Origin of the sequence: Corallococcus sicarius, assembly GCF_003611735.1 — a bacterium.
GTDB lineage: Bacteria > Myxococcota > Myxococcia > Myxococcales > Myxococcaceae > Corallococcus > Corallococcus sicarius.
In genome coordinates this window covers 16,701-32,933 of sequence record NZ_RAWG01000078.1, presented here as the reverse complement: position 1 = coordinate 32,933, position 16,233 = coordinate 16,701, and the positions used below count along the sequence as shown (strand labels likewise).

The 16,233-nt window shown below is 71.3% G+C and carries 1 protein-coding gene (cut by a window edge); it reads left to right on the top strand.

Annotation, left to right across the window (positions count from 1 at the left end; translation table 11 throughout):
* The coding region annotated (locus D7X12_RS14710) for a non-ribosomal peptide synthase/polyketide synthase (RefSeq protein ID WP_147443659.1) crosses the window boundary (this coding region is incomplete at its 5' end): on the top strand, positions 1–16,233 show 16,233 of its 32,187 nt. Its footprint extends 15,954 nt past the window's final position.

Genomic DNA, 16,233 nt, shown 5'->3' with positions numbered 1-16,233 from the left:
CCCGCGGGATGGGCGGCCGCCCCCAGCGGGCCGCCGCCCATCCCGCGGGTGCCCCGGAATCAGCCGCTGCCGCTGTCCTTCGCGCAGCAGCGCCTCTGGTACCTCCAGCAGTTGGATCCTTCGAGCGGCGCGTACAACAACGCGACCACGTTCCGCCTCTCGGGCGATCTGGACATCAACGCGCTCCAGTCCGCGCTGAACGCGCTGGTGGCCCGGCACGAAGTGCTGCGCACCACGTACTCGCTCGCGGGGGATTCCGCGGTGCAGGTCATCCACCCCGCTCGGGGGCTGCCCCTGCCGATGGTGGACGTGCCCGGCGACACGCCCGAGGCCCGTCAGGCGGAGCTGATCCGCCTGTGCCAGGAACACGCCCTGCTCCCCTTCGACCTGGAGAAGGTCGTGCTCCGCGCCACGCTGTTGCGCGTGGAGCCGAAGGTGCACGTGCTGGCGATGGTGCTGCACCACTCGGTGTCCGACGCGTGGTGCACCATGGTGCTCGCGCGCGAGCTGACGGTGCTCTACGCGACGAGCAGCGCGGGCATGGAATCGCCGCTGCCTCCGCTGCCGATCCAATACGCGGACTATGCGGTGTGGCAGCGCGACTGGCTGGAAGGCGGCGTGCTGGAGGAGCAGGTCTCCTGGTGGAAGCAGCGCCTGATGGGCGCGCCCGCGCTGGAGATGCCCACGGACCGGCCGCGTCCGGCCGTGCAGTCCTTCGCGGGCGCGGTGTACCGCTTCCAGTTCCCGGCCGACGTGGCCGAACCGCTGCTGGCGCTCAGCCGCCGGCAGGGCGCCACGTCGTTCATGGTGATGCTGGCGCTCTTCCAGACGCTGCTGTCGCGCTACTCGGGTCAGGCTGACTTCGTGGTGGGCACGCCCATCGCCGGCCGCACCCGTCCCGAGGTGGAAGGCCTGCTGGGCTGCTTCCTCAACACGCTCGCCTTCCGCTCGAAGCTGGACGGCTCGCCGTCGTTCAACGAGCTGCTGGTCCGCGTGCGCACCCAGGCGCTGGAGGCCTACGCGCGCCAGGACGCGCCGTTCGAGAAGATCCTCGACACGCTCGCGCTGCCACGCGACCTGAGCCGCACGCCGCTGTTCCAGGCCATCATCAACGTGCTGAACACGCCGGAGGCCAAGGCCCAGCTGCCGTCGCTGGAGCTGAGCCCGGTGGAAGTGCCCATGGACGCGGCCAAGTTCGACCTGGGCCTGGAGGTCTGGGAGCACCGCACCGGCCTGTCCTGCCGCTTCGAGTACTCCACCGCGCTCTACGACGAAGCCACCATCGTGCGGATGGCGGAGCACCTCATCGGCATCGCCCGCGAGGCCGTCGCGGCCCCGGACGTCCCGCTCGCGCACCTGCCGCTGCTGAACCCGGCCGAGCGTCAGCAGATCCTCGTCGACTGGAACGCCACCCGGGGCGAGTACCCGCGCGAGGCGTGCATCCAGGACCTCTTCGTGGCGCAGGCCGCGAAGCGCCCGGACGCCATCGCCCTGGAGTTCGGGGACACGCGGCTGACGTACGCGGAGCTGGACGCGCGCACCAACCAGTGGGCGCACCTGCTGCGAAAGCAGGGCGTGGGCCCGGACGTCCTGGTCGCGGTGTGCCTGGAGCGCTCCGTCGAGCTGATCGTCGCCCTGCTCGCCATCCTCAAGGCCGGTGGTGCCTACCTGCCGCTGGATGCCTCGTACCCGGCGCAGCGTCTGGCCGCGATGCTGGAGGACGCACCGCCCAGGCTGCTGCTCACCACGCGCGCGGGCCGCGCGGGCCTGCCCGTGGATGACGCCCTGCCCTCCCTCTTCGTGGAGGAGCTGCGTCTGGAGGAACACCCCACGTCGCCGGTGCACGCGGGCACGCATTCGCGCCACCTGGCGTACGTGGACTTCACGTCCGGCAGCACCGGCCGCCCCAAGGGCGTGGCGGTGGAGCACCGGGGCGTGCTGCGGCTGTTGCACAACGCGCCGTACGCGAAGCTGGGCCCGGATGAGACCTTCCTGCTCATCGCGCCCATCTCGTTCGACGCCTCCACGCTGGAGGTCTGGGGACCGCTGCTCTTCGGCGGCCGGCTCGTCGTCTTCCCGCCCCGGTCCCCGTCGGACCTGGACCTGCTGGCCCATGTCCTCCAGCACCACCGCATCACCACGCTGCACCTGACGGCGGGCCTCTTCGCCCAGGTGGTGGACCTCAAGGCCGAAGCGCTCAAGGGCGTGCGGCAGATGCTCACGGGCGGCGATGTCGTCTCCGCGCCGCACGTGCGCCGCGTGGTGCAGGAGCTGGGCATCCCCGTCACCGCCTGCTACGGCCCGACGGAGACTACGCTCTTCGCCTCCACGCACCGGATGACGAACGCCGCCCAGGTGGGGAAGAGCATCCCCATTGGCCGGCCCATCGCGGACACCCAGCTCTTCGTGCTGGATGCCCATGGGCAGCCGGTGCCGGCCGGGGTCCCCGGTGAGCTGTTCATCGGCGGTGAGGGCCTGGCGCGCGGCTACCTGTCGCGTCCGGACCTGACCGCCGAGCGCTTCGTTCCGAACCCCTTCGCGACCACGCCGGGCGAACGCCTCTACCGCACCGGTGACCTGGCACGCTGGAAGCCGGACGGGGTGATGGAGTTCCTGGGCCGCGCGGACCACCAGGTCAAGGTGCGCGGCTACCGCATCGAGCTGGCCGAAGTGGAGGCCGCCCTGCGCGCCCATGCGGACGTGCGCGAGGCCGTGGCCGTGGTGCGCGAGGACGTCCCCGGCGACAAGCGGCTCGTCGCCTACTTCGTCGCGAGCGAGGAGCTGGACCTGGACCCGGTGGAGTTGCGCAAGTTCCTGCTGCAGCGGCTGCCGGAGTACATGCTGCCGTCGGCGTTCGTGCCCCTCACGGCCCTGCCGTTGACGGCGAACGCGAAGGTGGACCGCAAGGCGCTGCCAGCCCCGGAGGGCCTGCGCACCACGAAGCGCGAGTACGTCGCGCCGCGCACGGAGATGGAGCAGCGGCTGGCCGCGGTCTGGGCCCAGGTGCTGCGCGTCGAGCGCGTGGGCGTGGACGACAACTTCTTCGAGCTGGGCGGCGACTCCATCATCAGCCTCCAGGTCATCGCGCGCGCCCGCCAGGCCGGCGTGCAGCTCTCCGTGCGCGACATCTTCCAGCACCCCACGCTGGGGGCCCTGGCCACCAAGGCCCGGGTCAGCGCGGGCAGCCTCGCGGAGCAGGGCCCCGTGGTGGGCGAGGTGCCCCTCACGCCCATCCAGCTGGAGCTGCTGGAGCGGGACCCCGAACACGCCCACCACGCCAACCAGCCGCTGCTGCTGCGGGCCCGTCAGCCCCTCCAGGCGGCGTACCTGGAGCAGGCGCTCCGGTTGCTCATCTCGCACCACGACGCCCTGCGCCTGCGCTTCACCCGCGAGGGCGCGTCCTGGCGCCAGCGCAACGACTCGCCCGAGGACGCGCCGTTCCAACTGCTCCAGGTGGACCTGTCCGCGCTTCCGCCGGAGGCCCGTCCCGGCGTCATGGAGGAGCAGGCGAACCGCCTCCAGGCCGGCTTCGACCTGGCCCGGCCGCCGCTGGTGCGCGCCGCCCTCTTCCACTTCGGGCCGCAGGAGGATCAGCGTCTGTTGATCGTCATCCATCACCTGCTGGTGGACGCGGTCTCCTGGCGCGTGCTCGTCGAGGACCTGGAGGCCGCGTACCTCCAGTTGCTCGCGAAGCGTCCCCCCGTGCTTCCCGGCAAGACGACGTCCTTCCTGTCCTGGGCGCGTCGGCTGGGCAACCACGCCCTCTCCGACGCCCTGCATGCGCAGACGGCGCTCTGGCTGGATGAAGCCCGCCAGGACATCGCCCCGCTGCCCGTCGACGCGTCGGGCCCCAACACCCATGAGTCGCAGCGCTCCCTCTTCGTCGACCTGGACGCGGAAGAGACCCGGCTGCTCCTCCAGGAGACGCCGGCCGGCTGGCGCGCGCAGATCAACGACGTGCTGTTGACGGCGCTGGCCCTGGCCCTGCGCGAGTGGACCGGACAGTCACGCGCGCTCGTCGACCTGGAAGGCCATGGCCGCGAGGAGCTGTTCGCGGACGCGGATGTGTCCCGCACCGTGGGCTGGTTCACGTCCGTGACGCCCGCGCTGCTGCGACTGCCCACGAGCGGCACCCACGGCGACAGCCTGCGCGCGGTGCGCGACTCGCTGAGCCAGTGGAGCGACCACGGCATCGGCTACGGGCTCTTGCGCTTCATGGGGCCTCGCGAGCTCCGCGAGCGGATGGCCGCCTTCCCCCAGGCGCAGGTGTCCTTCAACTACCTGGGCCAGCTCGACGGCGCGTCCGCCGCCAGCACCCTCTTCTCCCTGAGCGATGAGTCCATCGGCACGTCGGTGGCCCCCGAGTCCCTGCGTCCGCACGTGCTGCTCGTCACCGGCTCGGTGCAGGGAGGACAGCTGCGGATGGGCTTCGGCTACAGCCACCACCTGCACCACGCCTCCACCATCGAGACGCTGGCGCAGCGCTTCCTCGCGTCCCTGCGCACGCTCATCGCGCAGCGGCACTCGGAGGACTCGCGCCGGATGTCACCGGGCGACTTCCCGCTGGCCCGCCTCGCGCCCGCGTCACTCAACGCGCTGCTGGCGTCGCAGGGGCCCTCCGTGGAGGACCTCTACCCGCTCTCGCCGCTGCAGCAGGGCATGCTGTTCCACGCCCTCTACGAGCCGGACTCGGCCTTCTATTTCGAGCAGCGCTCCTGGTCGATCCACTCGGCCGTGGACATCGACGTGTTCCGCAAGACGTGGCAGGCGGTGGTGGACCGCAACCCCATCCTGCGCACCAGCTTCGTGTGGAAGGACCTCGACGCGCCCCTCCAGGTGGTGCACGCGCACGCGCCGCTGCCGTTCGAGCAGCAGGACCTGCGTCACCTGTCCCCGGAGGAGCAGCAGGTCCGGCTGACGCAGCTTAAGGAGGCCGAGCGCACGCGCGGCTTCGACGTGTCGCGGGCCCCGCTGATGCGCATGCTGGGCGTGCGACTGGCGGATCAGCACTGGCGCTTCATCTGGAGCCACCACCACCTGTTGCTGGACGGCTGGAGCTCCGGCTTGTTCTTCCAGGAGGTCTTCGCCCTCTACGACGCCTTCCATGCGGGCAGGACGCCGCCTCCGTCCACGCGGCCTCCGTTCCGCGACTACATCGCGTGGCTGCAGAAGACCGACGCCGCCGCGGACGAAGCCTTCTGGCGTGGCCAGCTCGCCGGGCTCACCGCCCCCACGCCGCTGCCCGCCGAACAGCCGGCCACGGCCGCGCAGCCCGGCGAGTCCACGCACCTGCGCAGCCACTGGCACTTCCTGCCGCCGGAGACCACCACGGCGCTCCAGGCGTTCGTGCGTCAGCACCAGTTGACGCTCAACACGCTGGTGCAGGCCGCCTGGGCCCTGGTGCTCGCGCGCTACGCCGGCACGCAGGACGTCCTCTTCGGCACCACCCTGGCGGGCCGTCCTCCGGAGCTGGAGGGCTCGGACGCCATGCTGGGGCTGCTCATCACCACGCTGCCGGTCCGCATCCGGCTGCCCGAGGAGCACGCCCCCGTCCTGCCGTGGCTCCAGTCGCTCCAGGCGCAGCAGCTGGGCATCCAGCAGCACCAGCACACGCCGCTGGTCACCGCGATGGGCTGGAGCGACATGCCGCGAGGCTCGCCGCTCTTCAACTCGCTGCTCGTGTTCGAGAACTTCCCCCTCGATGAGTCCCTGTTGAAGCGCTCCACGGCGCTCGACATCCGCGACCTCCAGTCCGGGGAGAGCAGCCACTACGCCCTCACGGCGTCCGTCATGCCGGGCCACCGGACCCAGATGCACCTGGCGTACGACTCACACCGCTTCTCGCTGGAGGCGATTAAGCGAGTGCTGGGCCACTGGACCCAGGCGCTGGTGTCGCTGACCGCGCCCGCGGCCCGGCTGGCGGAGGTGTCCCTGCTCTCACCGGCCGAGCGTCAGCAGGTGCTGGTGGAGTGGAACACCACGGCCAGTGGCTACCCGGACGTCCGCATCCACGACCTCTTCGAGCAGCAGGCCGACCTGCGCCCGGACGCCATCGCGCTGGAGTTCGCGGAGCAGCGGCTGAGCTACGCGCAGCTCGATGCGCGGGCCAACCAGCTCGCCCACGTGCTGCGCAAGCATGGCGTGGGGCCGGACTCCCTCGTCGCGCTCTGCCTGGAGCGCTCCGTCGAGCTGATCGTCTCCCTGCTCGCCATCCTCAAGGCGGGCGGCGCCTACGTGCCCCTGGATGCCTCGTACCCGGCGCAGCGCCTGGCCGCGATGCTGGAGGACGCACCTCCCCAGGTGCTCATCACCTCGCGGGCGCTGCGCTCCACCCTGCCCGTCGCCCAGGAGGTCCCCTGTCTCCTGGTGGAAGAGCTGCGTCTGGAGGAGCAGCCCACGTCCCGTCCCGTGACGGCCACGCAGCCGCGCCACCTGGCGTACGTGGACTTCACGTCCGGCAGCACCGGCCGCCCCAAGGGCGTGGCGGTGGAGCACCGGGGCGTGCTGCGGCTGCTGCACAACGCGCCCTACGCGAAGCTGGGCCCGGATGAGACGTTCCTGCTCATCGCGCCCATCTCGTTCGACGCCTCCACGCTGGAGGTCTGGGGACCGCTGCTCTTCGGCGGCCGGCTCGTCGTCTTCCCGCCGGTTCCGCCCACGGACCTGGACCTGCTGGCGCATGTCCTCCAGCACCACCGCGTCACCACGCTGCACCTGACCGCGGGCCTCTTCGCCCAGGTGGTGGACCTCAGGGCCGAAGCGCTCAAGGGCGTGCGGCAGATGCTCACGGGCGGCGATGTCGTCTCCGCGCCGCACGTGCGCCGCGTGGTCCAGGAGCTGGGCATCCCCGTCACGGCCTGCTACGGCCCGACGGAGACCACCCTCTTCGCCTCCACGCACCGGATGACGGACGCGGCCCAGGTGGGGAACACCATCCCCATTGGCCGGCCCATTGCGGACACGCAGCTCTTCGTGCTGGACGCCAACGGTCAGCCGGTGCCCCCAGGCATCCCGGGCGAGCTGTTCATCGGCGGTGAGGGCCTGGCGCGCGGCTACCTGTCTCGTCCGGACCTGACCGCCGAGCGCTTCGTCCCGAACCCCTTCTGCGCCACCGCCGGTGAGCGCCTCTACCGCACCGGCGACCTGGCGCGCTGGAGGCCCGACGGGGTGATGGAGTTCCTGGGCCGCGCGGACCACCAGGTCAAGGTGCGTGGCTACCGCATCGAGCTGGCCGAAGTGGAAGCCGCCCTGCGGGCTCACGCGGACGTGCGTGAGGCCGTGGCCGTGGTGCGTGAGGACGTGCCCGGCGACAAGCGGCTGGTGGCGTACGGGGTCCTGCACCAGGACGTCGAGCCGACCGTGCTGCGCGCGTTCCTGGCGCAGCGGCTGCCGGAATACATGCTTCCGTCGGTCTTCGTGCCGCTGGCGGCCCTGCCCCTGACGGCGAACGGGAAGGTGGACCGCAAGGCGCTGCCGGCCCCCGAAGGACTGCGCATCACGAAGCGCGAGTACGTGGCGCCGCGCACGCAGATGGAGCAGCGGCTGGCCACGGTCCTGGCCCAGGTGCTGCGCGTCGAACGCATGGGCGTCGAGGATAACTTCTTCGAACTGGGCGGCGACTCCATCATCAGCCTCCAGGTGGTCGCGCGGGCGCGTCAGGTCGGCGTGCAGCTCTCCGTGCGCGATCTCTTCCAGCACCCGACGCTGGGCGCGCTGGCGGTCGTGGCCCGGGAGAGCACGGTCAGCCTGGCGGAACAGGGCCCCGTGGTGGGCGAGGTGCCCCTCACGCCCATCCAGCTGGAACTGCTGGAGCGGGACCCCGAGCACGCCTACCACTTCAACCAGCCGCTGCTGCTGCGGGCCCGTCAGCCCCTGCAGGCCGGCCCCCTGGAAGAGGCCCTGCGGCTGCTGCTGGCCCATCACGACGCCCTGCGCCTGGGCTTCCGCCGGGACGCGGAGCACGCGGGCGCGTGGCGTCAGCGCAACGCCGCCCCGGACGAAGCCCCCCTCTCACTCCTCCAGGTGGACCTGTCGTCGCTCCCCGCCGGTGACCGGCCGGGCGCCATGGAGGCCGAAGCCCTCCGTCTCCAGTCCAGCTTCGACCTGGCCCGGCCGCCGCTGGTGCACGCCGCCCTCTTCCACTTCGGGCCTGACGAAGCCCAGCGCCTGCTGCTCGTCGTCCACCACCTGCTGGTGGACACCGTCTCGTGGCGCGTGCTCGTCGAGGACCTGGAGGCCGCGTACCAGCAACGGCTCGCGGGCCGGTCGCCCGTGCTGCCCGCGAAGACGACGTCCTTCCAGGCCTGGGCGCGCAAGCTGGAGGTGCACGCCCTCTCCGACACGCTCTGCGTGCAGACGCAGCTCTGGCTGGACGAAGCCCGCCAGGACATCGCCCCGCTGCCCGTCGACGCGTCGGGCCCCAACACCTTCGAGTCGAGCCGCTCGGTGGCCGTCCGGCTGGAGACCGACGAGACCCGACTGCTCCTCCAGGAGACGCCGGCCGGCTGGCGCGCACGGATCAACGACGTGCTGCTGACGGCGATGGCGCTGGCCCTGCGCGAGTGGACCGGCCAGTCGCGCGCGCTCATCGACCTGGAAGGCCACGGTCGCGAGGAGCTGTTCGCGGACGCGGACGTGTCCCGCACCGTGGGCTGGTTCACGACCACGGCCCCCGCGCTGGTGAAGCTGCCCGAGGGTGGCTCGTACGGTGACAGCCTGCGCGCGGTGCGCGACTCGTTGCGCAAGTGGCCGCACCACGGCATCGGCTTCGGACTCTTGCGGTATATGGGCCCGCCGGACATTCGTGAGCGGATGGCGGCCTTCCCCCGGGCGCAGGTGGCCTTCAACTACCTGGGCCAGCTCGACGGCGCGTCCGCCGCCAGCACCCTCTTCACCCTGAGCGATGAATCCGTCGGCAGTCCGGTGGTGGCGCACGCGCTTCGTCCTCACCTGCTGCTCGTCAACAGCTTGGTGCGCGAGGGACGGCTGCAGCTGGACTTCGTCTACAGCCACCACCTGCACCACGCGTCCACCATCGAGACGCTGGCCCAGCACTTCCTCGCGTCCCTGCGCACGCTCATCGCGCAACGGCACTCCGAGGACGCGCGCCGGATGTCACCGGGCGACTTCCCGCTGGCCCGCCTCGCGCCCGCGTCACTCAACGCGCTGCTGGCGTCGCAGGGGCCCTCCGTGGAGGACCTCTACCCGCTCTCGCCGCTGCAGCAGGGCATGCTGTTCCACGCCCTCTACGAGCCGGACTCGGCCTTCTATTTCGAGCAGCGCTCCTGGTCGATCCACTCGGCCGTGGACATCGACGTGTTCCGCAAGACGTGGCAGGCGGTGGTGGACCGCAACCCCATCCTGCGCACCAGCTTCGTGTGGAAGGACCTCGACGCGCCCCTCCAGGTGGTGCACGCGCACGCGCCGCTGCCGTTCGAACAGCACGACTGGCGTCATCTGTCCGAGCAGGAGCAGAAGGCCCGGCTGGAGCGGCTGCTCGTGGAGGATCGCGAGCGCGGCTTCGACCTCGCCCGGGCGCCGCTGATGCGCCTGACGGCCATGCGGGCCTCGGACACGACCTGGCGCTTCATCTGGAGCCACCACCACCTGCTGCTGGACGGCTGGAGCTCCGGCCTGTTCTTCCAGGAGGTCTTCGCCCTCTACGACGCCTTCAGCACCGGCACGACGCCCACCCTGCCGACGCGGCCTCCGTACCGCGAGTACATCGCGTGGCTGCAGAAGACCGATGCCGCCGCGGACGAGTCCTTCTGGCGCGGCTACCTGGCCGGGCTCAGCACTCCCACGCCCCTGCCCGCCGCCCTCCCCGCGGTGACGGATGGCAGCGCCGCGGATCCGCGCAGCCTGGAAGTGGCGCTGTCGGTGGAGACCACGGCGGCGCTCCAGGCATTCGCGCGTCAGCACCAGCTCACGCTCAACACGCTGGTGCAGGCCGCCTGGGCCCTGGTGCTCGCGCGCTACGCCGGCATGCAGGATGTCCTCTTCGGCACCACGCTGGCCGGCCGTCCTCCGGAGCTGGAGGGCTCGGAGGCCATGCTGGGCCTGCTCATCACCACGCTGCCGGTCCGCGTCCAGCTCCCCGAGGAGCACGCGCCCCTGTTGCCCTGGCTCCAGAAGCTCCAGGAGCAGCAGCTGGGCATCCAGAAGCACCAGCAGACGCCGCTGGTCACCGTGCAGTCGTGGAGCCACATCCCCCGAGGCACGCCGCTCTTCAACACCCTGCTGGTCTACGAGAACTTCCCCGTCGACGAAGGCGTGCTGAAGCGCTCCACCGCGCTGGACCTGCGCGACCTCACCACGGGCGAGAGCACGCACTACGCGCTCTCCGCCTCCGCCATCCCGGGCGGCAACCAGCTCCGGCTGAACCTCGCGTATGAAGCGCGCCGCTTCGAGCCCGGGGCCATCCAGCGCATGCTGGGCCACTGGACCCAGGCCCTGGCGTCGCTGATCCAGACCGACGCCCGCCTGTCCGACCTGACGCTCGTCACGTCCGAGGAGCGTGCGCGGCTGGTGGGTGAGCTGTCCGGCGACGTCCTGGAGTTCGAACGTGACGCCACGCTGCACGGCCTCATCGAAGCGCAGGTGGCTCGCACGCCGGACGCGGACGCCGTGGTGTTCGAGGAGACGACGCTCTCCTTCCGTCAGCTCGACACCCGCGCCAACCAGCTGGCCCGGCACCTGCGGTCGCTGGGCGTGGGCCCGGAGGTGACGGTGGGCCTGTGCCTGGAGCGGTCCGCTGAAGCCATCGTCGCGCTGCTCGCCGTCCTCAAGGCCGGCGGCGCGTTCGTGCCGCTCGACCCGATGGCCCCGGCCGCGCGCAAGTCGTTCCTGCTGAAGGACTGTGGCGCTTGCGTGCTGCTGACCTCGCGCGCCATCGCGGACGCGTGGAAGCCCGACGTGGCGCACGTGGTTCGGCTGGACTCCGAACAGGAGAAGGCGCACCTGGCGTCGCTCTCCGGGGAGGCCCTGCCTTCTTCGGCCCGTCCGGAGAGCCTCGCGTACGTCATCTACACGTCCGGCTCCACGGGCACGCCCAAGGGCGTGATGGTGCAGCACCGCTCGGTGCTCAACCTGCACCGGTCGCTGACGCGGAGCATCTACGCGGGCCTGCCGCGAGGCCAGCGCATCACGGTCAACGCGCCGCTGTACTTCGACGCGTCCATCGAGCAGGTCGTCCAGCTGCTCGACGGCCACTGCCTGGTGGTCGTCCCCGAGGACGTGCGCCTGGATCCGGAGCGGATGCTCCCGTGGCTGGAGCAGCGGCGCATTGACGCGCTGGACTGCACGCCTTCGCAGCTCAAGCTCCTGCTGGCCGCGGGCCTGTTGGAGCGCGCCTGCGTGCCGGCCCTGTTGTCGGTCGGTGGTGAGGCGCTGGACGAGGTGATGTGGCGGCAGCTCGCCGCGACGAAGCGCACGCGTGCCTTCAACGGCTACGGCCCCACGGAGTGCACCGTCGACGCCACGACGTTCCCCCTCCAGGGCGCGGCCCAGACGATCCCCGTCATCGGCCGGCCCGTCCACAACCTGCGCGCCTACGTCCTCGACGAGCGTCAGCGACTGGTGGCGTTCGGCATGCCGGGCGAGCTGTGCTTCTCCGGTGAAGGCGTCGCGCGCGGCTACCTGGGCCGGCCGGCGCTCACGGCGGAGCGCTTCCTCCCCGACCCGTTCAGCCCCGAGCCCGGTGCACGCCTGTACCGCACGGGTGACAAGGCCCGCTGGCGCGAGGACGGCACGCTGGAGTTCATGGGCCGCCTGGACTTCCAGGTGAAGGTCCGTGGCTTCCGCATCGAGCTGGGCGAAATCGAAGCCACGCTGCGCTCGCACCCGGGAGTCCGGGACGCGGTGGCGCTGGTGCGCGAGGACGTGGCCGGCGATGCGCGCCTCGTGGCCTACGTCGCGCCGGAGGTGGATGCCGCGCCCCTGCGCGAACACCTGCGCAAGCACCTGCCGGAGTACATGGTGCCCGCCGCGCTGGTCGCCCTGCCCGCCCTGCCGCTGACGCCCAACGGCAAGGTGGACCGCAAGGCCCTGCCCGCGCCGGAGGCGTCGCAGCTCAGCGCGCGCACCTACGTGGCGCCCGAGACGCCGACGGAGATCACCCTGGCCACGCTCTGGGGTGAGCTGTTGCGTGTGCCCGCCGTGGGCCGCCACGACAACTTCTTCGAGCTGGGCGGCCACTCGCTGCTGGCCACGCAGGTGGTGTCGCGCATCCGGTCCACGCTGGGTGTGGAGCTGCCGCTGGGAGACCTGTTCAGCGCGCCCACGGTGGCGGAGCTGGCCGCGCGGCTGGCCCATGCCGCTCGCGCCAAGACACCGCCGCTCGTCCGGGCGGACCGGACGTCGGCGCCGCCGCTGTCGTTCGCGCAGCAGCGCTTGTGGTTCATCGATCAGCTGGAGCCGGGCACCACGCTCTACAACATGCCGCTGCCGCTGCGCTTCACCGGCGCGGTGGACGAAGGGGCGCTGCGCCAGAGCCTGGATGCGCTGATCGCCCGGCACGAGGTCCTGCGCACCACGTTCCGCGTGGAAGCGGGCCAGCCCGTGCAGCACATCCACGCCGGGGCCACCGTGCCCTTCGAGTCCGTGGACCTCACGGCCATCACCGACGCGACGGAGTGCCAGGCCGAGGCGAAGCGGCGCGCCATCGCGGAGTCCCGCCGTCCGTTCAACCTGGAGCAGGGGCCGGTGATCCGCGCCCTGCTGATCAAGTTGGACGCCCAGGAGCACGTGCTCGTGCTCCATCTGCACCACATCGTGTCCGACGGCTGGTCGTTGGGCGTGCTGGTGCGCGAGATGACGGCGCTCTACGAGGCCTTCCGCCACGGCCAGACGACCGCCCTGCCGGAGCTGCCGGTGCAGTACGCCGACTTCTCGGTGTGGCAGCGCGGCTGGCTCCAGGGTGAGGTGCTGGAGGCGCAGCTCGGCTGGTGGAAGCAGCAACTGGCGGGCGCGCCCCATGCGCTGGACCTGCCCATCGACAAGCCGCGTCCGGCCGTCGCCACCCAGCGTGGCGGCGCGGTGCCCGTGCACCTGCCGCGCGTCCTCGCGGAGAAGGTGGAAGCCCTGGCGCAGCGTGAAGGCGCGACGCCCTTCATGGTGCTGCTCGCGGCGTTCCAGACCGTGCTGCACCGGTACTCCGGTCAGGACGACGTCCTGGTGGGGTCGCCCATCGCGAACCGCCGCCACGCGGAGACAGAGGGCCTCATCGGCTTCTTCGTCAACACGCTCGTGCTGCGCGGCAGCTTCGGCGCGCGGCCTTCCTTCCGGCAGCTCGTCGCGCAGGTTCGCACCACGACGCTGGGCGCGTACGAACACCAGGACATCCCGTTCGAGCGACTGGTGGAGTCACTCCAGACGACGCGCGACCTGTCCCGCACGCCGCTCTTCCAGGTGATGTTCGCGTTGCAGAACGCGCCCCTTCCGGAGCTGGTGCTGCCCGGCCTGTCGGTGAAGGCCGCCGACATCGGGGGCCGAGGCACGTCGCAGTTCGAGCTGAGCCTGGATCTCAACCGCGAGGCGGACGGCTTCATCGGACTCATCGACTACGCGACGGACCTGTTCGAGCGATCCACCGTCGAGCGACTCATCACGCACCTGCGGGTGCTGCTGGAGGCCGCGATGGAGCGGCCCGACGCGCCGCTCGCGGACCTGTCCTTCGTGGGTCCCGAGGAGCGTCAGCGACTGCTGGGCGACCTGAGTGGCTCCGTCGCGGACTTCGACCGTGAGTCCACGCTGCACGGGCGCATCGAAGCGCAGGTGGCCCGCACGCCGGACGCGGACGCCGTGGCGTTCGGGGACACGACGCTGTCCTTCCGGCAGCTCGATGCCCGCGCGAACCAGTTGGCCCGGCACCTGCGCTCGCTGGGCGTGGGCCCCGAGGTGACGGTGGGCCTGTGCCTGGAGCGGTCCGCTGAAGCCATCGTCGCGTTGCTCGCCGTCCTCAAGGCCGGCGGCGCATTCGTGCCGCTCGATCCGGCGGCCCCCACCGCGCGTCGGTCGTTCATCCTGGGAGACAGCCGCGCGGCCGTGCTGCTGACCACCCGTGCCCTGGCGGAGGCGTGGCGGCCCGACGTGGGCGCCGTCATGTGCCTCGACGCGGAGCAGCCCTGGGCGGAGCTGTCAGCGGAGGCACTGGCCTCCAACGTGGGCCCGGAGAACCTGGCGTACGTGCTCTACACGTCGGGCTCCACCGGCATGCCCAAGGGCGTGGCGGTGCAGCACCGCTCCGTGCTCCATCTGCACCAGGCGATGGCGCGCGACATCTACGTGCAGCCGCAGCGCGGCCTGCGCGTCAGCGTGAACGCGCCGCTCTTCTTCGACGCGTCCATGGAGCAGGTCATCCAGCTCCTCGACGGGTACTGCCTGTGCCTCGTCCCCGACGACACGCGCAAGGATCCGGAGGCGATGCTCTCGTGGCTGGAGGCGCAGCGCATCGACGCGCTGGACTGCACGCCGTCGCAGCTCAAGCTGCTGCTGGACGCGGGCCTGCTGGAGCGGGCCCACGTGCCGGCGCTGCTCATCGTTGGTGGTGAGGCGCTGGACGAAGTGACGTGGCGACGGCTGTCCACGACGAAGCGTACGCGCGCCTTCAACGTGTACGGGCCCACCGAAACCACCGTCAACGCGACGGCCTGGGCCCTCCAGGACACTGGCCAGTCGCTGCCTGTCATCGGCCGGCCGCTGGACAACGTGCGGGCGTACGTCCTGGATGAGCACCAGCGCCTGGTGCCCTTCGGCATGCAGGGCGAGCTGTGCCTCGCGGGTGAAGGCCTCGCGCGCGGCTACCTGGGACGCCCGGACCTCACCGCGGAGCGCTTCGTTCCGAATCCGTTCAGCACCGAGCCCGGCGCGCGGCTGTACCGCACGGGGGACAAGGCCCGCTGGCGTGAGGATGGGACGCTGGACTTCATGGGCCGCCTGGACTTCCAGGTGAAGCTGCGCGGCTACCGCATCGAGCTGGGGGAAATCGAAGCCACCCTGCGCTCGCACCCGGGCATCCGGGACGCCGTGGCCATGGTCCGTGAGGACGTGGCCGGGGATGCGCGCCTCGTCGCCTACGTCGCGCCGGAGGTGGACACCTCGACGCTGCGCGAACACCTGCGCAAGCACCTGCCGGAGTACATGGTGCCCGCCGCGCTGGTCGCCCTGCCCGCCCTGCCGCTGACGCCTAATGGCAAGGTGGACCGCAAGGCCCTGCCCGTGCCCGAAGCGTCGCAGGTCGGCTCGCGCACCTACGTGGCGCCCGAAACGCCGACGGAAGTCGCGCTGGCCGCGCTGTGGAGTGAAGTGCTGCGCATCCCCACCGTGGGACGGCACGACAACTTCTTCGAGCTGGGGGGCCACTCGCTGCTGGCCACGCAGTTGGTCTCCCGCGTGCGCGCCCACTTCGGGGTGGAGCTGCCGCTGCGCGCGTTCTTCGAACGGCCCACCGTGGCCGCGCTGGCCGCGCTCATTGATTCGTTCCAGGGCCCGGATGGCACGGGCGCGTCCCTGCCCGCGCTGGTCCGCGCGGAACGTCCGGACGTGCTGCCGCTGTCGTTCGCCCAGCAGCGGTTGTGGTTCATCGAGCAGTTGGGTGCGGCGGGCACCGCGTACAGCCTGCCCATCGCGTTGAAGCTCGAAGGCACGCTGGACACCATCGTGTTGCTGGCGGCGTTCGACGAACTGGTGCGCCGTCACGAAGCGCTGCGGACCACCTTCCATTCGGACGAAGGGGCGCCGTCGCAGATCATCCACCCGCCCTTCCCCATGCCCCTGCGGCACGTGGACCTCACGGTCCTGGCGTCGAGGGAAGAGCGTGAGTCGGAGGCCGAGCGGCTCGCCCTGGAAGAGGCGCGGGCTCCGTTCGACCTGGAGACGGGTCCGCTGTTCCGCGCGCTCCTGCTGAAGCTGGCCCCCAAGGAGTACGTGCTGGTGCTCAACACGCACCACATCATCTCCGACGGTTGGTCCGCGGGCGTCCTGGTGCGGGAGATGGGCGCGCTCTACGCGGCGTTCTCCGAGGGCCTGCCCTCACCCCTGCCGGAGCTGGCGGTGCAGTACGCCGACCACACCCTCTGGCAGCGCGGCTGGCTCCAGGGCGACGTGCTGGAGCAGCAGCTCGGCTACTGGCACGAGCAACTCGACGGCGCCGAACCGTTCCTGGACCTGCCCACGGACTTCACGCGTCCGGCGCAGCAGTCCTTCCAGGCGGAGGACGAACACCTGGTGCTGTCG